General features: G+C 66.3%; 19 protein-coding genes. 9 read left to right on the top strand and 10 right to left on the bottom strand.

Annotated features, from left to right (window positions below):
- Positions 1-27 precede the first annotated feature (27 nt).
- Positions 28-2,658: a TonB-dependent receptor gene (locus U1739_RS07275; RefSeq protein WP_332705827.1), complete on the top strand. Its 2,631-nt coding sequence runs from the start codon at positions 28-30 to the stop codon at positions 2,656-2,658.
- 47 nt (positions 2,659-2,705) lie between these two features.
- Positions 2,706-4,691 carry an MGH1-like glycoside hydrolase domain-containing protein gene (locus U1739_RS07270; RefSeq protein WP_332705825.1) on the top strand — a complete coding sequence of 662 codons (1,986 nt, stop codon included), beginning with the start codon at positions 2,706-2,708 and terminating at the stop codon, positions 4,689-4,691.
- Between the two features lie 125 nt (positions 4,692-4,816).
- On the opposite strand, the gene U1739_RS07265 is transcribed toward U1739_RS07270, so the two are convergent.
- Entirely contained in the window at positions 4,817-5,125 is a 309-nt protein-coding gene (locus U1739_RS07265) for a hypothetical protein (protein ID WP_332705822.1), read from the bottom strand.
- A 51-nt stretch (positions 5,126-5,176) separates the two neighbouring features.
- The gene (locus U1739_RS07260; protein ID WP_332705819.1) at positions 5,177-7,543 is read right to left on the bottom strand and encodes a DUF3772 domain-containing protein; all 2,367 of its coding nucleotides are present in this window, start codon (positions 7,541-7,543) and stop codon (positions 5,177-5,179) included.
- 226 nt (positions 7,544-7,769) lie between these two features.
- On the opposite strand from U1739_RS07260, the gene U1739_RS07255 reads away from it, so the two are divergent.
- On the top strand, positions 7,770-9,647 hold the full coding sequence (locus tag U1739_RS07255) for a YhjD/YihY/BrkB family envelope integrity protein (RefSeq protein WP_332705816.1): 1,878 nt from the start codon (positions 7,770-7,772) through the stop codon (positions 9,645-9,647).
- Between the two features lie 4 nt (positions 9,648-9,651).
- Here U1739_RS07255 and U1739_RS07250 read toward each other — a convergent pair whose 3' ends face one another.
- Genes U1739_RS07250 through U1739_RS07240 form a run of 3 tightly spaced genes read right to left on the bottom strand, consistent with a single transcriptional unit; the run spans position 9,652 to position 12,004 of the window.
- A complete protein-coding gene (locus U1739_RS07250; protein WP_332705813.1) occupies positions 9,652-10,815 on the bottom strand; it encodes a glutathionylspermidine synthase family protein in 1,164 nt (387 codons plus the stop codon).
- 3 nt (positions 10,816-10,818) lie between these two features.
- Positions 10,819-11,538, bottom strand: coding sequence for a PspA/IM30 family protein (locus tag U1739_RS07245; RefSeq protein WP_332705810.1), 720 nt, complete (start codon positions 11,536-11,538; stop codon positions 10,819-10,821).
- 25 nt (positions 11,539-11,563) lie between these two features.
- Entirely contained in the window at positions 11,564-12,004 is a 441-nt protein-coding gene (locus U1739_RS07240) for a YjfI family protein (RefSeq protein WP_332705807.1), read from the bottom strand.
- Positions 12,005-12,114: 110 nt separating this feature from the next.
- On the opposite strand from U1739_RS07240, the gene U1739_RS07235 reads away from it, so the two are divergent.
- The 6 genes from U1739_RS07235 (at position 12,115) to U1739_RS07210 (ending at position 15,157) form a co-directional block, all read left to right on the top strand.
- A complete protein-coding gene (locus U1739_RS07235; RefSeq protein ID WP_332705804.1) occupies positions 12,115-12,753 on the top strand; it encodes a DUF2491 family protein in 639 nt (212 codons plus the stop codon).
- A gap of 25 nt (positions 12,754-12,778) precedes the next feature.
- A complete protein-coding gene (locus U1739_RS07230) occupies positions 12,779-13,192 on the top strand; it encodes a DUF350 domain-containing protein (protein WP_332705801.1) in 414 nt (137 codons plus the stop codon).
- Positions 13,193-13,204: 12 nt separating this feature from the next.
- Positions 13,205-13,765 carry a DUF1190 domain-containing protein gene (locus U1739_RS07225; protein WP_332705798.1) on the top strand — a complete coding sequence of 187 codons (561 nt, stop codon included), beginning with the start codon at positions 13,205-13,207 and terminating at the stop codon, positions 13,763-13,765.
- Between the two features lie 24 nt (positions 13,766-13,789).
- Entirely contained in the window at positions 13,790-14,152 is a 363-nt protein-coding gene (locus U1739_RS07220; protein WP_332705795.1) for a ribonuclease HI, read from the top strand.
- Positions 14,152-14,793: a glutathione S-transferase gene (locus tag U1739_RS07215; RefSeq protein WP_332705792.1), complete on the top strand. Its 642-nt coding sequence runs from the start codon at positions 14,152-14,154 to the stop codon at positions 14,791-14,793. The genes U1739_RS07220 and U1739_RS07215 overlap by 1 nt, the downstream gene beginning before the upstream one ends.
- Positions 14,794-14,956: 163 nt before the next feature.
- Complete coding sequence (locus U1739_RS07210; protein WP_332705789.1) at positions 14,957-15,157, top strand: hypothetical protein; 201 nt, start codon at positions 14,957-14,959, stop codon at positions 15,155-15,157.
- A 200-nt stretch (positions 15,158-15,357) separates the two neighbouring features.
- On the opposite strand, the gene U1739_RS07205 is transcribed toward U1739_RS07210, so the two are convergent.
- From U1739_RS07205 to U1739_RS07185, 5 genes are all read right to left on the bottom strand, one after another.
- The gene (locus U1739_RS07205; protein WP_332705786.1) at positions 15,358-16,062 is read right to left on the bottom strand and encodes a hypothetical protein; all 705 of its coding nucleotides are present in this window, start codon (positions 16,060-16,062) and stop codon (positions 15,358-15,360) included.
- Positions 16,063-16,114: 52 nt separating this feature from the next.
- Positions 16,115-18,532, bottom strand: a complete 2,418-nt coding sequence (locus tag U1739_RS07200; RefSeq protein WP_332705783.1) for a TonB-dependent receptor — start codon at positions 18,530-18,532, stop codon at positions 16,115-16,117.
- A gap of 237 nt (positions 18,533-18,769) precedes the next feature.
- Positions 18,770-19,150 carry a winged helix-turn-helix domain-containing protein gene (locus tag U1739_RS07195; RefSeq protein ID WP_332705781.1) on the bottom strand — a complete coding sequence of 127 codons (381 nt, stop codon included), beginning with the start codon at positions 19,148-19,150 and terminating at the stop codon, positions 18,770-18,772.
- A gap of 60 nt (positions 19,151-19,210) precedes the next feature.
- The gene (locus U1739_RS07190) at positions 19,211-22,324 is read right to left on the bottom strand and encodes a helicase-related protein (RefSeq protein ID WP_332705778.1); all 3,114 of its coding nucleotides are present in this window, start codon (positions 22,322-22,324) and stop codon (positions 19,211-19,213) included.
- Positions 22,321-22,875, bottom strand: a complete 555-nt coding sequence (locus U1739_RS07185; protein WP_332705775.1) for a PRC-barrel domain-containing protein — start codon at positions 22,873-22,875, stop codon at positions 22,321-22,323. Before U1739_RS07185 ends, U1739_RS07190 begins: the two co-directional genes overlap by 4 nt.
- Between the last annotated feature and the right edge of the window lie 203 nt (positions 22,876-23,078).

Raw genomic sequence — 23,078 nt, 5'->3', positions numbered from 1 at the left:
AGACCGGGATTTGTGATGGAGAGGGTTATGGCGTTGAAGCCGATCGTTTTGGGTTCCGTTTCGTTGGTTGCGTTGGTGCTGTGCGGCCCTGCCTGGGCGCAGTCTGACAGCTCGACGCAGGTCGCGACCGACCAGCCAGCGGCGGCCGAAGCTGCCCCAGCGGTAGCGGAAGGCGATGCCGGCGAAGACATCATCGTCACCGGGGTGCGCGCCAGCCTGTCATCGGCACAGTCGGTCAAGCGGAACTCGGTCCAGATCGTCGATTCGATCGTGGCCCAGGATATCGGCAAATTGCCCGACAATACCGTTTCCGACGCGCTCCAGCGCGTCACCGGCGTGCAGGTGACACGCGGGGCGGGCGAAGCAGGAACGGTGCTGATCCGCGGTCTGCCCAACATCACGACGCTGATCAACGGTCGCGAAGCCTTTACGGGCACGGCGCGCGGGGTGTCGCTGCAGGACATTCCCGCCGAACTGATCGCCGGTGTCGACGTCTACAAGACGACGACGCCCGATATCGTCGAAGGCGGCCTGACCGGCACCGTTGATATCCGCATGCGCCGCCCGTTCGATTTCAACGGCTTGCAGATCGCGGGCGGCGGGCGCGGCGTCTATAGCGAGCAGGCAGACAAATGGGGCTATCTGGGCAGCGCGCTCGTCAGCGACCGTTGGACCACCGGCATCGGTGAGATCGGCGCGCTGGTCGGCGTATCCTATAATCGCCGCCGCTACCGCGACGACACGGCGTTCAATTTCGTCTCGAATCCGATTGCTGCTGGACAGCCGGCCATTCCCGACACCGTTGGCGGGACGTATAGCAGCGGCGACCGTAGCCGCCTCGCGATCAACGGCTCGCTGCAGTGGCGCCCGTCGGACGATCTCGAATTTTACGCCGACGGCATCTACACCCGCTACAAGAACCGCCACGACGTCGATTTCTTCATCGGCCTGCCCAAGGCCGCGGCCACGACGACGGTGACGGGCACGTATCCCGACAGCCCGGAACTGGCCAACGGAACCACCTCGACCAATGCCTATACGCTGACCAGCAAGCAGGCTTATGCCGATCAGACCGAAACGTATCAGGCGGACTTCGGCACCAAATGGACCGCCGGCAACGCGGTGCTGTCGTCCGAGGTTACCTACAATTACAGCAAGGTGCCCAATCGCAGCGTGATCGTCGATACCTCGTTCAACGCGCCGACGATCGGGATCAATTTCGACAACAATGGCACGCCGCTGATCAATGTCGGCGGTGTCGACCTGACCGATCCGTCGAACTTCACCGTACGCACGCTGTTCGATAACCACAGCCTGGCGACCAGCAAGCAATGGGCTTGGCGCGGTGACCTGTTGTACAACATCGACGGGGGCTTGCTGACCAACTTCAAGGTCGGCGCGCGCTACACCAACCGGCGCGCCGAATCGCAGGCAACGGCGTCGCAGGCGATCGGCATCACCAATCCGGTGCTGGTCAGCAGCATTGCCGGGCTCGCTTCGCTCTCTCCCGACGATCTCGTCGGGGGCGTGTCCGGCATCGGCCAGTTCGTCACCGTCGATACCGATTATCTGCTCGACAATACCGATGCGATCCGCACGCTGTTCTCGCAGGCGACGGGGGAACGCGCCTATGATCCGAGCCTCGCCTTCGCCGATAGCGAAAAGACCTATGCCTTCTATGGTCAGCTGCAATACGGCTTCGATCTCGGATCGGTGCGGGTGAGCGGTGTCGGTGGCGCACGTGTCGTCAACACGGTGGAGCAGCTGACCGGTAACGGCGTCAGCGGCAAAGCGAATTACGTCAACGTGCTGCCAAGCATCAATGCGAAGGTGGAACTGAGCGATAAGCTTCAGCTGCGTCTGGCTTATGCCAAGACGCTAACGCGTCCGGAATTCGCGCAGCTCAACCCGCTGGTCAGCTATACCACCACGGGAGATACCGGAAACCAGGCGTATTTCTACACTGGCGGCGGCGGCAATCCAGATCTGCAGCCGATCAAGACGACGGCCTATGACATATCGCTGGAATTCTACCCGGCACGCTCGACGTCGATCACCGCAGCAGGGTTCTACAAGGACCTCACCGGCTATATTCAGACGTATACCGGCGACGAGACTTACAATGGCGAGGCGGCGCTGGTCAGCCGGCCGCGCAACACCGGCCCTGGCAAGCTTTACGGCGTGGAGGTTGCCTATCAGCAGTTCTTCGATTTCCTGCCGGGCGCGCTTAGCGGGCTGGGCGCACAGCTCAACGGCACGTACATCGAGGGTACGACGGAGGATCCGATTTTCGGTGGTCAGCAACGGCTGACCAACGTGTCGAAATATTCCTACAACGTCGTGGGGATTTACGAGAAGGGCGGTCTCTCGGCGCGTCTTGCCTATAACTGGCGCTCCGATTACGTTGACAGCTATACGTCGGGCGGTTCGCAGGCGAGCAGTATCGTCGTGCAGCCGACCGGCCAGCTCGATTTCTCCGGGAGCTATGCGGTGACGCCGAACTTCACCCTGACGGTCGATGCGACCAACCTGACCGACCGTGTTTATCATGATCGCTTCGAGGGGCTCAGCCAGTCCACCGGTCTGTATTCGAGCACGCCGCGGGACACGCGGACGTACGATCGGACGTTCGAAGTCGGTGCGCGGTTCAAGTTCTGATGACATGCGGCAGACGACGCCGTCTGCTGCTGGCGCTTGGAACGGCGGTGACCTTGGTCGCCGCCGTTTCGGCGTCTGCGCGGGAGCCGCTACCGCTTGATGCGGTGGCGATCACCACGCAGCATTTCGGAAACGATGCGCCCTGGTATGCCGGCCGCATCCCGTTGTTCGAGTCCGCCGATGCCAAGATCAATGCGGTCTATTATTATCGCTGGGCGCTGTTCCGCGCGCATCAGCGCGATCTCGGGGCCGAGGGGTTTATCTCGACCGAGTTTCTCGACGATGTCGGCTGGCAGCGCGAGCCTTATGCCAGCCTGAACGACGCGACCGGATTTCACATCGCCGAGGGGCGCTGGTTGCGCGATCGGCGCTATGCCGGCGACTATATCGATTTCATGTATCGCGGCGGCAATGATCGCCATTTCACCGATTATATGGCGGACTCGGTCTATGGCCGCTTCCTGGTCGATGGCGATCGCGCCGCGGCGCTGCGCCATCTCGGCGCGATGCGGCATATCTATCGCCTGTGGGACGAGAAATTCGACTTCAGCAAAGGCCTGTATTTCGTCGAGCCGTTGCTGGATGCGACCGAATATACCGTCTCCTCGATCGACGCCTCGGGCGGCAAGGATGGCTTTCGCGGCGGCGATAGTTTCCGCCCCTCGGTCAACGCCTATATGTTCGCCAATGCCCGCGCGCTGGCCAAGCTAGCGACACTGGCCGGCGATGCCGCCATGGCCAAGGAGTTCGACAACCGCGCGACCGCGATCCGCACCCGGGTGCTGGCCGATCTGTGGAGCGACAAGCTCACCCACTTCGTCGATCGCTACAAGGTCGACAATGAATTCGTGAAATATTGGGCGCCGATCCGCGCCCGCGAACTGGTCGGCTATCTGCCCTGGACGTTCGATCTGCCGCCGGACGAGGCGCGTTTCGCCACCGCCTGGGGGCATTTGCTGTCGCCCACCGCGCTGGCGGGCAAAGCCGGCATGCGCACGGTGGAATCGTCCTACCAATATTATATGCGGCAATATCGCTATCTGGGGGCCGATCCGGAATGCCAGTGGAACGGCCCGATCTGGCCGTTCCAGACCACGCAGGTGCTGCTCGCGATGGGCAATCTGCTCGATCATTACGAGCGGCGCGGGCCGGTGACGCGCGGCGACTATATGCGGCTGCTGCGGCAATATGCCGCGCTGCATTATCAGGGTGGCAAGCTGGATCTGGAGGAGGATTATCACCCCGAGACGGGCAAGCCGATCGTCGGGCTGGACCGCAGCCACCATTATTTCCACTCCGGCTATGTCGATCTGGTGCTGACCGGACTGGTCGGCATCCGCCCGCGCGCGGACGATGTGCTGGAGGTCAATCCGCTGCTCCCGGCGGCGCGCGATCCGCAAGCGCTGGCCTGGTTCCGCGCGCAGGACGTGCCGTATCACGGGCGCCGTGTAGCCGTGACCTGGGATGCGGACGGGCGCCATTATGGCCGCGGCAAGGGCCTGTCGATCGAGGTCGACGGGCAGATCGTCGCGCGGCGCGCGACGCTCGGGCGGCTGACCGTGCCGCTGGCGCGGGGCGATGCGCCGATCGAGCCGCGGGCGATCGATCGTGCGGTGCAACTGGTGCGCGGGGAATTTCCCAAGGGCTCGGCGTCGAGCAATGCCGATGTCGAGAATGTCCATGATGCGATCGACGGGCGGCTGTGGTTCTTTCCCGAACTGCCCAATGGCTGGTCGTCCGCGCCGGGCGTGGGCGAGCAATGGTATGCGATCGATTTCGGCAAGCCGACCCGCGTGTCGCGCGCGGAGCTCGCCTTCTTTGCCGACGGTACGGGCTATGCCGCGCCGCGCGCGTATCGCGTGCAGGCGCTGACGGCGTCGGGCTGGCGGGATCTGGGTGGGACGGCGGAGGCCGCGGTGGCCAATGGCGTGACGCAGGCGCGCTGGCCGGCGGTGACGACGCAGAAGGTGCGGGTGGTGTTCGAACAGGGGGCGAAGGCGACGCGGCTCGTGGAATTCAAGCTGTTCGATTAGCGCTGCCAGTCGTCACCCCGGCCTTGCGCCGGGGCCCAGCTTCTTCTGCCGCGGGGAAAAGAAGAAGCGGGGCCCCGGGTAAAGCCCGGGGTGACGGTGAGGGCGGGTTATGCCGCCTCATTCACTTAGTTGGCGGCAACATCCGCGGCGTCGAATTCGACGAATGCTGCGCGCACCGTCTCGGCGCGCGCGTCATCCTCGATGTCGACGGATACGGTGATGCGGCCGCCCAGCGCGCCGTCGTCGCGGGCCTCTGGGCTTGGTTCGGCCGACTGGCGGTCGGCGCCGGCGACGCGCTCGCCGATACTGTTGTCGGGGCCTTCGGCGGTGACGAAGATGTCGGTGCGTTCGATCTTATGTTCCTGCACCAGCCGCTCGACCGTCATATCGGCCTCACGGCGGGTATCGAAGCTTGCGCTCAGGGTGGTCGCCATGTTCATTCTCCTTGGCCAACCGGAGCGCAGCACGCGCCGGTAAGTTCCGCCTCATGCGTCGGGCGGCGGCAGCAAGGTCGGATCCGCGGGCACGGTGCCGAGCGCGATGCGTTCGTCGCGGAAGCGTTCGAGCAGGGTCATGAGGATATTGCTGCGCGCCTTATACACCTCGCGCGGCGTGGCGACGTGGGCCAGGCAGTTGAACAATACGCGGCCGTCGCTCAGGCCGTCGATATAGACGGCCGGTGCCGGCGCCTGCAATACATCGCCCTCCTCGGCAATCGCGTCGAGCACGATACGGCGCACGCGCTGCGGATCGGTGAGCAATGGCACGGAGAATTGGATCTGGATGCGCCCGAGATTGCCGCCCAGCGTCTTGTTGAGCACGGTCTTGGTGATCAGTTCGGAATTGGGCACGATCAATGTCGAATGATCGGCCAGCTCGATCTCGGTCGAGCGCACGCTGATGCGCTTGACGTCGCCTTCGTCAGTGCCGACGCGGATCAGGTCGCCGATCTTGATCGGGCGTTCGGCGAGCAGGATCAGGCCGGAGACGAAATTCTGGGTGATCGCCTGCAGGCCGAAGCCGATGCCGACCGACAGCGCCGAGAGCAGCAGGGCGATGCGCTCGATGCCGATGCCGAGCGAGGCGAGCGCCCAGATCGCCGCCAGCGCGATGCCGACATAGCGCGCGATCAGGCTGACAGAGTTGCGGCCCGACCCGTCGAGATCGGTGGCCGGGAGATAGCGGTTCTCGAGCCAGCTCATGAACGCGCGGACGAGGCCGAGCCCGACCGCCAGGATGATGATGCCGCGCAGGATCGCGCCGGGCGAGATCGACACGCCGCCGAGCTCGACGCCGTCGGCGAGCGTGCCGAGCCGGCCGAAGATCGTGCCGAGCGTGCCGCCGGTGCCGAACGGCGTCATCCACAGGCCGAGCGCGACGACCAGCAAGGCGAGGCGCAACACACCCGACAGGAGCAGGCCGAACTGTTCGACCATCGCGCCGCGAATGCCCAAGGCGCGGGTCATGACGATGCCGAGATGGCTGGTGCGCGAAAAGACCGTCGTAGCGACATCGTCCGCCGCAGTCATCAGCAGGTACAGCGCGGAACCGAGCACGGTGGTCCAGGCGATGAACTGCACGACGAACAAGGTGAAGCCGATATAGCCGACGAGCAGCGCGATCACGGCGGCAAGCAGCAGCAGCCACAATAATAGGGTGACCGCGCCGAGCCCGGCGCTGGTCGACTGGCTGTCGATATCGGCCTCGCCGGCGCGTGCGGCGCGCAATCGGCCCAAAACGAGCAGGAAGGCGCCGATCACCAGCAGGTGCAGCACCGCCTCGATCGCATCGGTGGCGACCATCGCCGCGCGGCTGGCGCCGACCAGCGTGTTGAAGCTGGTCAGCATGATGCTGACGCCGGACACGGCGGCAAGCAGCCAGGACAGCGGGCGCAGTCGGCCAGCGGTGGCGTCGTCGATCGGCGCGATGCGCCACGAGGATTGGCCGCGCATCAGCACCGCGCCGGTGACCGAGGCGGTGAAGCCGACGAACCCGGCGGCGACGATCACGGCATCGGCGAGGCCACTCCAGCGTTCCGGCAACAGGCTGGCCCAGCGCAGGCCCTGGACCAAGGCACTGGCGGCGAGCGTGGGGGCGAGCGTGCCGACCAGCACGCGCCATACGGCGCTGCCCGAGCGGCGCAGGCGATGGCCGGGCGCGCCTTCGATCAGATAGCGTTGCCCGAGCCGGCGCGCGAAGACGCGGCCGGGGAACAGGAAGAAAATCGCCAGGACCGCGCCGAGCAAGGCCTGCCACGGCACGCTGCCCCGCCACCCGGCCTGGAGCTGATCGGCACCTTGCGTGACGAACAGGCTGATGCGGCGCAGGTCGCGCGGCACCGTGGCGAGCACGGCGCGCCAAAAGGCAGGGGTCAGCGGCGAATAGACGCGCGTGGAGATGGTCTGGCTGAATTCCTCGGCCTGGCCGCGATCGATCTCGGCGACGAGCTGCTTGGCCTCAACCCCGGCGAGGCCGCCGCGTTTGATCGCCGCGTCGATCGCGCTGCGCTGTTGCGTCAGCGTGGCGCGCTGGCGGCGGATGACGGGATCTTCGGTCGTGCCGGCAATGGCCGGGCCCAAGCCGGCGACGCGCGCCTCGACCAGCGCGAGTTGCTCCTCGAGCTGGCGCACGGCGTCGGCGCTGGATTGCTGGGCGGCCAGCGCCTTGCTGCGCAACAGCTTCTGCGCGGCGCTGTCGGCGCGACTGTCGAGGGCGCGATCGACCGTGCGGATATCGGCTTCGGCCTGGGCGAGCTGCGCCGACGCGGTCGTCAGCGGCGTGGCCTGGGCCAGCGCCGTGCCCGTGATGGCGAGCAGGGCGAGGAGCAGAAAGAGGCGCAGCCGGGTGATCACGAGGAGGAATGCTTTCGCTGGGGGAGGGATATCGGCGGATGCCTGCGTCCCTAAAGCTGAACCTACGCGAAATGAAGCTCGTCGGCTTTGGGTTATCCGGACGCGCGGCGCCCGCCGCGTTAAATTACCGCCCCATCGCGTCCATTGCGCGCCTCGGGCGTTCCCCCCTCCGTCGATCGTCCCTTCGCAGCGGGCGGCGGCGCACCGCTAATAACAGGAAATCAGGGTGGACGATCAGGGACACGAAGCGACGAGCCCATGGCAGATGCCGCTCGCCGGCTGGATCGCGGTGGCGAAGCGCAGCTGGGCGGAGACGTCGCGCGACAATATCGGGCTGATCGCGGCGGGCGTGGCGTTCTACGGCTTTCTCGCCTTGGTGCCGCTGCTCGGCGCGATCGTCCTGGTCTATGGCCTGGCCGCCGAGCCGGCGACGGTGATGCGCGATATGACGCAGCTGACGTCGGTAATGCCGACGGACGTCGCCAAGCTGATCGGCGAGCAGTTGATGAACGTGGTCGAGACGTCCGACGGCAAGAAGGGCTTCGGGCTGCTGCTGGCATTGGGCCTGGCGCTGTTCGGTGCACGCAACGGCGCCGGCGCGGTGATCACGGCGCTCAACATCGCCTATGAGGAAGAGGAGAAGCGCGGCTTCGTCAGCGTCAACCTGCTCGCCTTGGGCATGACCGCAGCAGCGGTCGTCGTGGCGATGCTGGCGCTGGTGGCGATCGCGGTGCTGGGCTATCTCGAAAGCCTGATCCCGGGCGCGCCGGGCTTCGTGCTCGTCGCCGGCAAGCTGGCCGCCTATGCCTTGCTGTTGCTGGCCGGCGCGGCGGCGGCGGCGACGCTGTATCGCTACGGCCCGTCGCGGCAGCGCGCACGCTGGGTGTGGTTGACGCCGGGATCGCTGTTCGCCGCGCTCGCCGGTCTGATCCTGACGATCGGCTTCGGCATCTACGTCGCCAATTTCGGCAATTACAACGCCACTTATGGGTCGCTCGGTGCGGTCGTGGTGACGCTGACCTGGCTGTATCTGTCGAGCTATATCCTGCTGTTCGGCGCGGAGCTGAATGCCGAGCTGGAGCACCAGACCGCCGAAGATACGACCAAGGCCGATGCGCCGCTGGGCGAGCGTGGGGCATGGGTGGCGGATCATGTCGCCGGCGATGCCGCGGGCGAACCGGCGGCACCCGCTGCCCCGGCGCCAGCCCCGGCCGCCGCGGGCGGCGGCGGCTATGGCCTGAACAATGTCGTGGCCAGCCGGGCAGTGGCGCGCAGCGGCGGGTTGGTCGGCCTGCCCAAGGTCGGTTTCACGGCGTCAGCGGCGGCGACCATCGGCCTGTCGTTGCTGCGGCGGGGCAAGGGGCTGCAGGGACTGGGCCTGCTCGGCGCGACCGCGGCGATCATGTGGCTCAAGCGCGAGCGCATGCAGTTCGGCGATCAGCAGATCAAGGCGGTGTTCTTCGATGTCGACGGCACGTTGGTCGATAGCAACGAGCACCACGTCACCGCCTGGTACGACGCGTTTCGCGCGCAGGATATCGTCGTGCCCCGCGCGAAGATCCGTGGGCAGATCGGCAAGGGCGCAGACACGCTGGTGCCGACGCTGCGGCCGGACACGTCGACCCATATGCGCAAGAAGCTGGCCGACGCGCATGGCGACCTGTTCAAGAGCGCGCATCTCGATCAGGTCCAGCCGTTCCCGGGGGCGGCGGCGTTGCTGCGCCGGGTGCAGGACAGTGGCCGACGCGTGGTGCTGGCGTCATCGGCGGATGGCAAGGAAGTGGCGCATCACGTTGCGCGGCTGGAGGTCGATGACGTGGTGGATGCGATCACCACCAGCGACGATGCCGCGACGTCGAAGCCGGCCGGCGACATCTTCGCCGCGGCGTTGGGCAAGGTGAAACCGCTGACCGCGGATGAGGTGATCGTCGTCGGCGACACGCCCTACGATGTCGAGGCGGCGGCGAAATGCGGCATCCGCACGGTGGCGGTGCGCTCGGGCGGCTTCCCGGACGATGTGTTGCTCAACGCCGGCGCGATCGCGCTGTACGACGACGTCGCCGACCTGCTGGCGCAGTTCGACCGCTCGCCGCTCAGCGACTGAGCGGTCAGCCCTCGATATAGTGCGGCACGAACCGGGCGAGGTTGCGGGTGACCAGGGCCTCGTCCTCGCGCATGCCGATGCCGGCCGGTTCGTCGCCGACGATCCACGCGCCGATCACCGCGTGGCGGCCGTCGAACATCGGGGCGGGGTGGAAGGCCTGGCGGATAAAGCCTTCCGCGCCATAGCCTTCGTCCAGGGCCGTCTCGGTTACGCCGCTTTGCGTTACCGCGACATTGGCGCCTTCGCGCGAGAAGAGCGGCTTGCGCACATAGCTGTCACCGAGCGAGGCGGCGGCGGGATCGTCGTCGAAAAAGGCCGGGAGCAGATTGGGGTGGCCCTGGTGCCGCGCCCATAGCAACGGCAGCAGGCCCTTGTTGGACAGCATCGCTTTCCACGCCGGCTCGATCCAGCGTACCCCGGCAGTGGCGAGGTTGGCGGCATAGGGCTCGCGGAACATGAATTCCCACGGATAGAGCTTGAACGCCGCCTGCAGCTCGAAATTCTCGGCATCGACGAAGCGGCCGGCGGCGTTGAGCCCGATATCCTTGATCTCGACATATTTGGCATCGATCCCCGCCTGGGTGGCGAGATCCTCGAAGAAGCGCACCGTCTGGCGATCCTCGATGGTGCTGCCATTGGCGGTGAAATGAACGAAGCCGCCGGTCGGAAAGATCGTCTTGAAGCGATCGCGGAGCTTGTCGAACAGGCTGTTGAACTGGTCGGCCCCGGCCGGCAGGCCGCCGCTGGCGATCAGCTCTTCCAACCATAGCCATTGGAACGTCGCGCATTCGAACACCGAGGTCGGCGTGTCGGCATTATATTCGTACAGCTTGGCCGGGCCGCTGCCGTCATAAGCGAGATCGAAGCGGCCGTAGAGCGATGGTTGCCGCGTGCGCCAGCTTTGCGCGACGAAATCGTGCTGCGCGGCCGGGATGGCCAGCCTGGTCAGTAAAGCTTCGTCGCGCACCACTTGCTCGACCAGATCGAGGCACATGGCGTGCAGTTCGGCCGCGGCGGGCTCGAGATCGTCGTCAATTTCCTTCAGCGTGAAGGCATAGGCCGCGCTTTCGTCCCAATAGGCCGTGCCATCGGTGTCATGATAGACGAAGCCGATGGCATCGGCCTTGGCGCGCCAATCGGCGCGCGGCGGGAGCGTGAGGCGGCGCATGGCTCAGGCGTCGGTATCGTCGCGCTGCGCGATCTGCAGCGTCGGCTTGGGCGGGCTGAGGCGGGCAAGCACGTCGTCGGCCGAGCTATGACCGGGCGTGATCCCGGCGAGGCGCAGCTTTTCGTCGAGATCGGCGCCGGTGCGGCGATCCTCAAGCTCGCCGGCGGCGCGGATCTTCTCGCCGCGGATTGCCTGGCGCTCGCGGATGCGGGCGAGGCTTTCCGCCGCCGAGCCGAGCGAGGAACCGGCGCCGGCCGCCGCAACCGTGGCCTGCGCCTTCTGCACGGACTCGTTGACCTTGACGACTTCGACTTCGCGGCGGAGCTGCTCGATCTTGCGATCGGTGGCGGCGACGGCCTTGTGGATATTGTCCTCGGCGCCGCGCATGTCCTCGATCTGCGGCGCCTTCATGGCGATATCCTGTTCGAGATCGGCGACGCGCTGCGCGACCTGGCGGGCGAGATCCATATCGCCTTTTTCCATCGCCATGCGCGCGGAGCTTTCGTACTTCGCCGCCTGCGCGCGGAAACTCTCGACCTCGGTTTCGAGGATGCGGCGGCGGGCCACGAGGCCGGCGAGATCGTCGCGCGCCTTGCCCTGGGCCTTGTCCGCATCCCGGATTTCCTGATCGAGGATGCGCAGCGCGTTGCGATCGACCACCGCGGTGGCGGCCTCGTTGGCGCCGGCGCGGCCGAGCGTGAAGAGTTTGCTCCAGATAGCCATTCGAATTTACTCCAGCGGAAAGGGGTCAGGCGGCGGGGGCGGTGAAATTGTCGCGCAACTCGGTCGCCGCGTCGATCGCGTTGTCGGCCAGCGCACGCAGCTCGGTGATGATCGTATGCAGCGGCGTGTTGGTCGCCAGTTCGCCGAACAATTCGTAGAAATCGCGGCCATCGACGGTGGCGATACCGAAATTGGACAAGGGCACGAGCTTCTGCGCCTTCAACAGGAATTCGTTGAACGCGGCGCGATCGGGCTGTTCGTCGCATGGCCAGAGCAGCACCGAGGCGGCAATCTGTTCTTCGCTGACGTTGACGAATGCTTCGAGATCGCCGTGCTGGTGCAACGTAACGAGCAGCACCGGATCGGCGCCTTCGACCATGCGCAGGCCGAATTCGCCATCGCGAACGGGGGCGCTATCGTCGAGCGCGGCTTTCAGCGTGCGGACGGTCCAGACGGTGTCGGTCATCGGTGGGCTCTCCTAATTGCTGTCGCCTACATAAGGCTTCCGCCATGCGGCGCTAGCGGTGCTCGCCCGATTGTTCTAAACGGACGGCCAAGCAGTAGCCGAGGTATTTGATGTTCGATCGCCTGTTCGGGCGCAAGCCAGTCGCGACGGAGCCCGGCCTGTCGGCGATCCGCAACGTGACGATCGGCCGCACCGTGGTGCTCGATCCGCTGGCGTGGCGGCGCTTTGGCGGCGCGTTGCTGTTTCCGTTCGATTCGGACACGCTGCAGATCGTGGCGCAGGGCCTGGTCGCGCTCGACGATGGCGGGTTCATCCACCGTTTCTACACCGATGACGATGTGATGTTTCAGGCGGTGACCAACGATCGTGAAGGACAGGATGTGACCGACGTCACGCTGTTCGCGCCGTGGGACAGTAAATATCCCAGCGGCCCGTTCGAGCGGCCGAAATGGCGCGATCGGCTGTCGGCGCGGACCTTCACCGACGAAGGGCTGCCCGAATACGCCCGCGCCTGGTTCGGGGCCGAGGCGGAGAAGCAGCAACCGGTGACGTTCTGGGAGGATCTGCACGACGATCGCGACGGCATCGTCGATCGCCGCATCTTCCAGACCTGCATGCTGTTCGGTCGCGATATCGAGGGCGACGGGGCGGAATTGCTGCTGGCGATCGATCAGGAAAACGAAGCGGGCGAGGTTTCGTTTGAAATCATGCTAGGCATGGCCCTGGAACTCGGCGAGTTTAAGGCGTGAGCGAGTGGGCCTCAGGGGGACGATAATGACCGACAGCTATAGTTTCTGGGAAAGCGCGGTGGCGTTCATCGTCGCGTTCGTCGCGGCCGGCCTGTTCACCATCGCGTTCAAGGTGATCTACCAGGCGGCGACGCCGTATAATGAGCGAACGTTGATCCGCGAGGGCAATGTCGCCGCCGCGATCACGCTGGGGGCGGCGTTGCTCGGCTATATCCTGCCGCTTGCCTCGGCGCTGGAACATACCGTCAGCCTGATCGAATTCGCCGTGTGGGCGTTGCTGGCCGGCGTTATCCAGATCGTTGCCTTCACCATCGTGCGGATGATCGTGATGCGCGATTTCAGCGACCGGATCGTGCGCGGCGAACTGGCGGCGGCGATCTATATGGCCAGCATCTCGCTTGGCGTCGGCCTGCTCAACGCCGCCTGCATGAGCGCCTGAGGGAATCGTCCGATGAAACGATCACAAACCATCGTCCTCACCAGCCTGATGGCCGGCACCGGCCTGTCGCTCACCGCGTGCGACGGCCCGGTCGACAAGCCGGTCGATGCGGTCAGCTATACCAGCGTCGCCGAATGCCGCACCGCGGGCAAGATTCCCGCCGACCAGTGCGAGACGGCCTATGCCCAGGCGCAAAAGGCCAATGAGCAGAACGCGCCGCGTTATGACTCGCAGCAAGCCTGCGAGGCGCAGTTCGGCGCGGCGCAATGCACGCGCGGCAATGGCGGCAGCGGCAGCTTCTTCACGCCGCTGCTGACCGGCTTCGTCATCGGGCAGATGCTGAACGGTGGCGGCGGCTATCGCGGCGCGCCGATGTACCGTGATCGCGACGGCAATTATTTCGGCGGCGGCGGTGGTCGGATCAGCCGTGATTATGTCACCGGGCGGACGCAGGTGGGGTCGAGCGCGTTCAATCCTTCCGCGCGCGCGCCGGCGCGGGTGCAATCGCGCAGCGCGGTGATTTCGCGCTCGGGTTTTGGCGGTGGCTTTGGCAGTCGTGGTTTCGGCGGCTGATCGCCGCTTTATTAGGTATTTTCGGTGCTCAAAGTGTTCTTCGACGGCGGTTGCCGTCCCAATCCCGGCATGATGGAAGTTGCTGTCGTGGCGCGCGGGAAATCGTATCTGCGGCCCGATCTCGGCTATGGCTCGAGCTTCGATGCCGAATGGCTGGCGCTGATCGAGGCGGCGACGGTGGCCGCCGACATGGGCGAGCCTTGCGTGCTGCTCGGCGATGCCGCCACGGTGGTCAACCAGGCGATCGGCAAGGGCGCGTGCCGCGGTGCGGCGGCCGAATATCTCGAGCGCTTCCGCGCGCTGCTGCCGGCGGGCAGCCACGTGCGCTATATCAAGCGTACGCAGAACCTGGCCGGCATCGCGCTGGAGGGCTTGCGGCGCCGCTGATGGCGGCCGTGCTCTACAGCTTCCGGCGTTGCCCTTATGCGATGCGCGCGCGGATGGCGGTGCTGATCAGCGGGGTGGCGGTGGAACTGCGCGAAGTGGTGTTGCGCGACAAGCCGGCGGCGATGCTGGCGGCATCGCCCAAGGGCACCGTGCCGGTGCTGGTGCTGGGCAATGGGCAGGTGATCGAGCAGAGTTTCGAGATCATGCTGTGGGCGCTTGGGCAGCACGATCCCGAGGACTGGCTCGGAGTCCATGATGCCGCGCTGATCGCCGCCAATGACGGGTCGTTCAAGCATCACCTCGATCGCTACAAATATCCCGAGCGGCATGACAGCGAGCCGCTGGCGCATCGCGCGGCGGGGCTCGATTTTCTCGAGGCGCTTGAGCGGCGTTTGCTCCTGCACGGCAATCTGTGCCGCGAGACGCGGTCGTTGACCGACATCGCCCTCTTTCCCTTTGTGCGCCAGTTCGCTGCGGTCGATCGCGCGTGGTTCGAGGCGCAGCCGTTACCGCGGGTGCGGGCGTGGGTCGGACCGCATACCGGGTCGGCACTGTTCGAGGGCGCGATGCTGCGGGTGAAACCTTGGGCGGCAGGCGATCCGCCGCACGAATTCTCGATGTGCGGGCCGGCTGTCAAATAAGCAGTTCCCCCGCGAAAGCGGGGGCTCAGGGTTACGAACGCTGCGCTTCATAACCTTGGGCTCCTGCGTGCGCAGGAGCACTGTGTTGCTTGCGACGCAGCCCATCGCAAATGCTCAGCATGGTGGCTGGACACGCCATTGCCTGCCTCGCTATCGCGCCGCCATGAGCATTACCGCAACGATCATGAATACCGCCACCGGCCAGCCGATCCAGAAAATGGTGTTCGGCCGCATGCCCAAGCCCTGGGTGTCGTTCAACCTCACCACCGGCGAGCTGGTCACCGCCGACCGGGTCGATGTCGGCAAGCCGGCGCCGGGCAAATTTGCCGTGCCGGTATCGGTGTGGGTCACGCCGAAGGGGTGAACCGGCGCCGTCCGTTGGCACGTTCGTTAGATGCCGCGACAAATGCGCCTCCCCGGCGGACGCCGGGGTCCAGTCGTGGAACGTCGGATTTCGGGCGTTGCGCTACCTTACACTGACTTTCGCGACTGGGCCCCGGCGTTCGCCGGGGAGGTATTAGTTGAGTTGGAAAGCGTCGGTCATCTGACATCGTGACGTCTGTCCTAGGACGCGGCGGGATGCTCGCTGCCCTGCGCGGGCGTCTCGCCGCCCATGCCGCCGCCCATGCCCATGCCGCCGCCACCGCCGCCCATCCCGCCACCGCCACCACCACCGCCACCACCGCCGCCCTGGCCGCCCTCCTTGCCCCCTTTGTCGCGGCCGCTGGCGCCCGACGGCCTGGTCGGCCCCTGCATCGGGATGGCCAGATCGGCCGGGATCGGATCGAGCCCCAGCGCTTCGCGCACGAATGCGCGCAGCGACACGACCAGCTCATGCGTGTGCACCGGATGCCCGGCGATCAGTTCGAGCACCGCGCGCTGGGCCAGCCGCACCTGTTCTTCGGTGCCGAGCAGGATGATGTCGGACAGCGCCGCCTCAACCGCGTCGCGGATGCGCCGCGTGCGGTCCGATCCTGCAACGCCGTCCGCGCTGAGATCGATCGCCGGATCGCTCTCGGGGCGCCGGCGCTGGTCGCGTTTGTGCGTCGGATCGACCGTCAGGTCGCCGGTGAACGACCCGCCCAATGTCTTGTAGGCGGCGATCAGCGTGCGCAGCCGTTCGTTGATCTGGCGGTTCATGCGCTCGCGGCGCTGCTGGATGGTGACCATCATCAACAGCCGCGTGCCGACGCCGATCAGCGTGAACAGCGCCAGCCCGAGCAAAGTCGCCAGCACATTGTGCCACGAACTGAAATCCATATTGCGCATGCGCTGCTCCCCCGGCCGTCAGAGCGCTAACGGTCGAGCTGCCAAGCCGATCCTATTGCCGCGCGCGGAAGGTCAGGCCGATCGTGCGCGGGTCGCTGGGCGTTCCCAGGATCAGGCCGGAATTTCCGGCCTGAATGGTCACGTTCTGGATATAGTCCTGATCGAACAGGTTGCGTGCGAACAGCGCGATTTCGTAGCCCTTGGCGCTGCGATAGCCGATGCTGCCGTTGACCACGGTGTAGCTGCCGATCGTCGTGTAGCGCGATCCGGTGGGGTCGCCGAATTGCTTGGCGCGATAAGTGGCGTCGGCATGCGCGAACATGCCGCCACCCAGTGCCGCGACCGGCAGAGCGTAATCGCCGCCCACCGTGCCCGACCATTTTGGCAGACCGGGCAGACCGACTCCGCTCAGGTCGCAGGCGGCGGCGGTGTTGCCGATCAATTCGATCGGGCAGGGACCGGCGGGGTAATCGGCATATCTGCCGTCGGCATAAGCGAGCGAGGCGCGCAGCGCGAGATTGCGGGTGACGGCGGCGTTGAGATCGGCCTCGACGCCTTTCACCGTCACGCGCGGGATGTTGGCGAGATAGGTGCGCAGTGCCGCGGCGGCGCGCGTATCGCTGACATTGGTCTGAAAATCGGTCACTTTGGTGTAGAAAGCGTCGAGGTTGAAGGTCAGGCGACTATCGAACAGGCGCGTCTTGAGGCCGATTTCATACGCCGTATTCTTCTCCGGCTTGACCACGGCGGTGCCGGTGGCGGGCAGGTTCTGGTCGTCGAGCGGCAGGCCGGACATGTTGATGCCGCCAGATTTCTCGGCGCGCGCATAGCTGACATAGCCGAGCAAACCGTCGGTCGCCTGCCAGGCGATGTTGGCACGGCCGGTCAGCGCGCCGTCATTGACCTTGGCGGCGTAATTCTGCCCGCGCAGGATCGATAGCTTGGCGGCGTTGAGCGCAGCGTTGCTGGTCTGCAGCCCGCCGAACACGAACGTGTCGTAGGTGCCGGTCTTGTGCTCATAGGTGTAGCGCAGGCCGCCGGTGACGGTCAGCCGATCGATCAGGCGCCAATTGACCTCGCCAAAGGCGGCATAGCTGTTCGACTGAAAATCGGTGCGGCCGTCCGTGCCATAGCCGTCGAGCAGGTTGGCGGGGACAGCAACGGCGGTGGCGCCCGTCCCGGTGGTCGTGCCGATCAAATAATGCGCGGCATCGGCGCCGTAGATCGAGATCGGGCGCCCGATCACGCGCTGGCGGAAGAAATACAGGCCGCCGACATAATTGAGCGCGCCAGCGCCGTTCGAGGCGACGCGCAACTCCTGGCTATATTGATCCTGGCGCGAGGGGATGTGCTGTTCGACCTGGATCTCCAGGCCGGTATAATCGCGGTCGTTCGCCGCATCCCAGTTCCAGAAGCGCCACGCACTGACCGAAGTGAGCGTGACGCCGCCCAGATTCCAGTCGGCGATCGCCGCAAGGCCGCCTTCGTTGGTGTCGACGCCTAGCGCGGCATCGATATCGGTGACGCGGTCATAGGGGTTGGTGCTGGGCGGGGCATAGCCGAACTGGGCGGCGAGGCCGTCGGGTCCGCCATATTGGCGCGTTGCGGTGCGGGCTACGTCGCGTTCGGCGGCGCGGTAATAGACCTGGGTGCAGCAATTGCCCTGGAAATTGGTGAAATCGGCGCTCAGCTTTACCTGCAAGGCGTCGCTTGGCTTGAACAGCAATTGCCCGCGCAGCGCCTGGTTGCTGATCTGATTCTGGTCCTGGCCGGTGCGGACATTGTCGATCACGCCATCGCGGCGCGTGACGACGCCGGAGATGCGGAAGGCGACGGTGTCGCCGATCAGCGGACCGGTAGCGGCGGCCTTGGCCTGGACGAAATTGAAGCTGCCGACGGAGAATTCCTCGGTCGCCGCGCGGGTGAAGCTGGGCGCCCGCGTCGTGATGTTGATCGCGCCGGCGGTGCTGTTCTTGCCGAACAGGGTGCCCTGCGGCCCGCGCACGATCTCGACCTGATCGATATCGCTGAAATCGAACGCCGCCGTGGCCGGGCGCGCGTGATAGACCTGATCGACATAGAAGCCGACGCCCGGCTCCAGCCCGTCATTGGCCTGGCTCACCGCCACGACGCTGCTGCCGAGACCACGGATGGTGAAGGCGGTGTTGCGCGGATTGGCCGAGCTGTAGTTGAGCGCGGGCACGAGCTGCGACAATTGCTGCGTGTTGACCGTGTCGGCGCGGTCGAGCGTCGCGCCGGTGACGACGGACAGGGAACCCGGGATACGCTGCGCGTCTTCGGGGCGGCGGCGCGCGGTGACGGTGATGTCGGCGAGGGTAGTGGGGCCCTGCGTGTCGTCCGCGGTGGGGGTTGCGGCAATGCTGTCGGGCGATAGTTCCTGAGCGCCAGCGGACAGCGGATAGGCGGCCAGGATCAGGCCGAGCGCGATGGACCCGCGGGGATGCTGCATGTGTCTTGCCCTTTGGCCGGCCTGAAGTGGCGACTCGATGTATCCGGGCGTATATAGTGTAGGAAAAGCTAGGGAAGGTGCGTTCGAGGAGCGCTGCTTTTCAACGCCGCTTCCCGGCGAAGGCCGGGGCCCAGTCGCGACGGTCGAAGTGATCGCGCGCCCCGCCCGTTACCTTCTACGCCACGACCGGGCCGCGGCGTTCGCCGCGGAAGCGGCGAGGGTAGAAGGAAGAACGAGTCAGCCCGTCGCCTTGGCCGGCAGCGGTGTCTCGCGCACCAATTCGGTTAGCTGCCGATACGCATCGCTCCCCGTGATCACCGCCGATTGCGCCTCGAGCGCGCGATATGCCGCCAGCACGGTCTTGCCTTGCTCGGTCAGCACCGCGCCACGCTCGCGGCTGCCGCCGGCGTGCGTCTCGACCAGGCGGTCGCGAAAACAGCGGTTCATCTCGTCGACCAGCAGCCAGGTGCGGCGATAGCTCATGCCGAGCGCGCGACCGGCGGCGGAGATCGATCCCTCGCGCGCGATTGCCGCGAGGATATCCGCCTTACCCGGGCCCATGGCATAGGTTTCGCCGCAGATCAGCTGCAGCTTGAGTTTCAATACCCCGACCCGCATCTCTCTGCCGCCCCACTTCGTCTCGGGGCGGCATAGCAGCGTGGGTGAGGGGGGACTAGCTCATGCCGCCAGTTGCTCCAGCAGCGCCTGCACGCGATCGACGCGCCCGGTCTCGTCGGTCTGCTCGGCGAGCAGGAAGCGTCCATTCTTCTCGGTCAGCCCGGCGCTGCCGGTGTCCGCCTTGAAATCCCGCCGTGGGGTGAGCGCAATCGCCGTGGCGCCGGCGTCGATGCGCTGCACCTTGGCGTCGCGTGCGGCGAGGCGCAGACGGGCGCGGGCGAGCAGCGCTTCGGCGGCCGCAGGTGCAGGGCCGAAACGGTCGAGCAATTCGGCTTCGAACGCTTCCAAATCCATCTCGTCGGCGATGCGCGCGAGACGGACATATAGCGACAGGCGGATATCGGGCTCGGGAATCCAGTCCGCCGGCAGGGCCCCGGCGGTGCCCAAATTGAGCTCCGGGGTCCATCGTTCGACATCCTCGCCGCGCGCCTGACGCAAGGCCGCGCCGAGCAGATGCTGGTACAGATCGATGCCGATCAGCTTGGTATGGCCGGCCTGCGTCTCGCCGAGCAGATCGCCCGCGCCGCGCATATCGAGATCCTGCGCGCTGATGTCGAACCCGGCGCCGAGGCGGTCGAACGTGGCCAGCGTGCGCAGGCGTTTCAGCGTGCGTTCGCCGATCCCGTCGGCCGCGTCGGTGAGCAGCATCACTTGCCCGCGCCGGTTGCCGCGCCCGACGCGACCGCGCAACTGGTGCAGCTGGGCGAGCCCGAAGCGATCGGCGCGCCATACGATCATGGTGTTGGCACGCGGCACATCGAGCCCCGCCTCGATGATGTTGGTGGCGAGCAGGATATCGCCGCGGCCGTCGGCGAAACTGACCATGACGTCGTCGATATCGGCCGCCGGCATCTTGCCGTGCGCCTCGACCAGCGTGAGATCGGGGACCAGCCGGCGCAACTTGTCGCCGATCTTGGCCATGTCCTCGATCCGCGGCACGACCACGAAGCTCTGCCCGCCGCGACCTTTTTCGCGCTGCAATGCCGTGCGGATGCGGATGTCGTCATAGCTATCGAGGCTGGTGCGGATCGGCTGGCGGCGCGCCGGCGGCGTGGCGATGATCGAGATTTGCTGCAGCCCGACCAGGGCCATTTGCAACGTGCGCGGGATCGGCGTGGCGCTGAGCGTCAGCAGATGCACCTCGCCCGAGCCGCGCAACCGCGCCTTGTCGGCAGCGCCGAAACGCTGCTCCTCGTCGATCACCACCAGGCCGAGCTTGGCATAGCTCACGCCCTTGGCCATCACCGCGCCGGTGCCCACGACGATCTGGATCGAGCCGTCGGCGAGCCCCGCCTTGGTCGCCTTTTTCTCTGCCGCGCTCGACAGCCGGGAGAGGCCGGCGACGGTGATGCCCGATTTCTTGAAGCGGCGGCGGAAGCTTTCGAGATGCTGGCGCACCAGCACCGTGGTGGGCGCGGCGATCACCACTTGATGGCCGGCAAGCGCGGCGAAGGCGGCGGCACGCAGCGCGACTTCGGTCTTGCCATAGCCGACATCGCCGACGATCAGCCGATCCATCGGCTTGCCGCTGGCCAGATCGTCACGCACCGCGCCGATCGCACGCGCCTGATCCGCCGTTTCGTTGAACGGGAAGCCATTGGCGAACTTTTCGTACGCCGCGGGATCGGGCGACAGGATCGGCGCCTCCAGCGTGGCGCGGGCGGCGGCAAGCGCGGCCAGGCCCCGCGCGCTCTCGGCGATCGAGGCATCGATATCGCCACGGCGCTTCTGCCACGACGAGCCATCGAGCTTGTCGAGCGTTACCGCATCGGGATCGGCGCCGTAGCGCCACAGCCGATCGGCATCGTCGATCGCCACCAGCCGCCGCGCGCCACCGGCATATTCGAGCGCGATCATCTCGCCAGTGTCGTTGTCGGCCAGCGGCGCAGGTTCCAGCCCGGAGACCAAGGCGACGCCATGATCCTCGTGGATCACGACGTCGCCGAGGCGGATCTCGGTGCCCGCGGACCAGGGGTTGCCGACGCTGGCAGGCGTATCGCCGAGCAGCGCGCGGCTGCCGAGCAGATCGGCGGCTGCGATGACGACGCGCGTGTCATCGACGAAGCCGGCATCGACCGGCATGTCGATCGTGGCGGCGCTGCCGGGGGCGAGCGCGGTAATGCCGGCCCAATCGCTGAGCTCGGTCAGGTCCAGCGCGAGACGCTTGGCGACCTTGCCGCGCAGGAAGCGGATGTCGCGTTGGCTGCCGGCGAGCAATAGCGCGCGCGTGTCGAGCAGCGGCTTGGCGAAGCGCGCAAAGGCGGCCAGCGGGCTGCGTTGTTCGGCGAAATGCGGCACGGCGACGATCTCGTCGGTAAAGTCGATCGTGCGCCACTTCTTGAGCGCGGTCTTCCAGGCCTTGTCGTCGATCGCATCGATCGCTGCGCCACCACCGCCAACGGCATCGTCCGCCAGCTGGATGAAGCGCTGCCGGCGCTTATCGGCCTGTTCGGACAGCGCGAGGAGCGCAGGTTTGAAGTGGGCGAGGATCGGCGTCGCTTCGGCCAGCGGCGGTTCGGCGGCGCGGCCGATTTCCAAGATTTCCAGTTCGGCAACGGTGCGCTGGGTAATCGGATCATAGCAGCGGATCGCGACGATACGGCCATCGGCGACGTCGATCCGCGCCGGCAGGCCGGCATCGGCGGGATAGATGTCGATCACTTCCCCGCGCACCGCCATCTCGCCCGGCTCGTCGACACGGTCGTCGGCGAAATAGCCGAGCTCTTCGAGCGTGGCGGCAAATGTGTCGGTATCGATATGCTGGCCGATCACGAGCGCCGGCGGCGCCGTATCGAGTGCCTTGGGGTGCGGATAGCGCCGCGCGGCGGCTTCGCCGCTGAGGATACAGACGAGGCGCGGGCGATCCGGCTGTTGCTGCGCGAGGCGCAGCGCGCGCAAGGCGGCGACGCGGCGGCCGGCATTGGCGGGGGAGGCGGGGGTCACGTCGCCGGGCAAGGTGTCGCTGGAGGGGATGAAGAACACGCTGTGGGGCGGCAGGATCGCAGCCAGCGCGCAGGCCAGCGCATCGGCCTGCTGTTCGTCATCGGTGAGGAAGACGAGATCGTCCGTCTCCAGCGTCTGGGCAATACGGGTGGCAACATAAGCGAGATTCATGCGGCAGCGACTTTCACGGAAGGGGCGGCGGCGGGCCAGTCGCCGGAGGTAAGTGGGGGGAGGGCGGCAAAGTCGGCAGCCGGTAGCTGCAACACGATGCGATCGTGTCCGATGCTGATCGCATCGTGCGGCACGGCGCGCAGCTGCTCCGCCACGCCGCCAACGCCGCCGCTGGCCACCACGACATAGCTCAGCGTGCCGGTGCTGCACTCGACCAGCGCCTCGACCGCCTTGCCGATCGTCTCGCCATGCGTGTCTTCCACCGCCATGCCGGCAATGCCGCCGGCGGTGAACAGGTTGGGTGCGGCGCAGCGGCGGCTGGCCTCCTGCGCCGATTTGCCGCCATCTTCATAGGCGCGCTGGCGGCCCAGCCAGCGCCAGATACCGACGCCGTTGACCAGCGTCAGGAAGACGTTGGTGGCGAGCAGATTGGTCTGGTCGGACGAAAAGCCGACGATCGACCAGCACACCGATCCCACCGTGAACACGATGAAGCCCCAGCCGGTGACTCGCGCGCCGAGATTGGCGGCGGTCATCATCGCAGCGATCATCGTCGCGATCGGCGCGACCCATCCGGCTATGTCGTCCAGCGTCCGTCCTCCCCAGGCGACATCGGCGATGTCATGGTCCAGGCAGCGCTAACGCGCGATGCGCCCAACTGGCCGTGGCGTCGCAAAATAATTTCGCGGGCATGTCGAAAGGTTGCTCACAAGCGCCGCCGCGACGGGTATCAGGTGCCATGCCCGGCCGGCCA

This window comes from Parasphingomonas puruogangriensis (assembly GCF_036663635.1).
Classification (GTDB): domain Bacteria; phylum Pseudomonadota; class Alphaproteobacteria; order Sphingomonadales; family Sphingomonadaceae; genus Sphingomonas.
The sequence above is the reverse complement of the archived record's forward strand: the minus strand, read 5'-3'. Positions and strand labels throughout refer to the sequence as shown.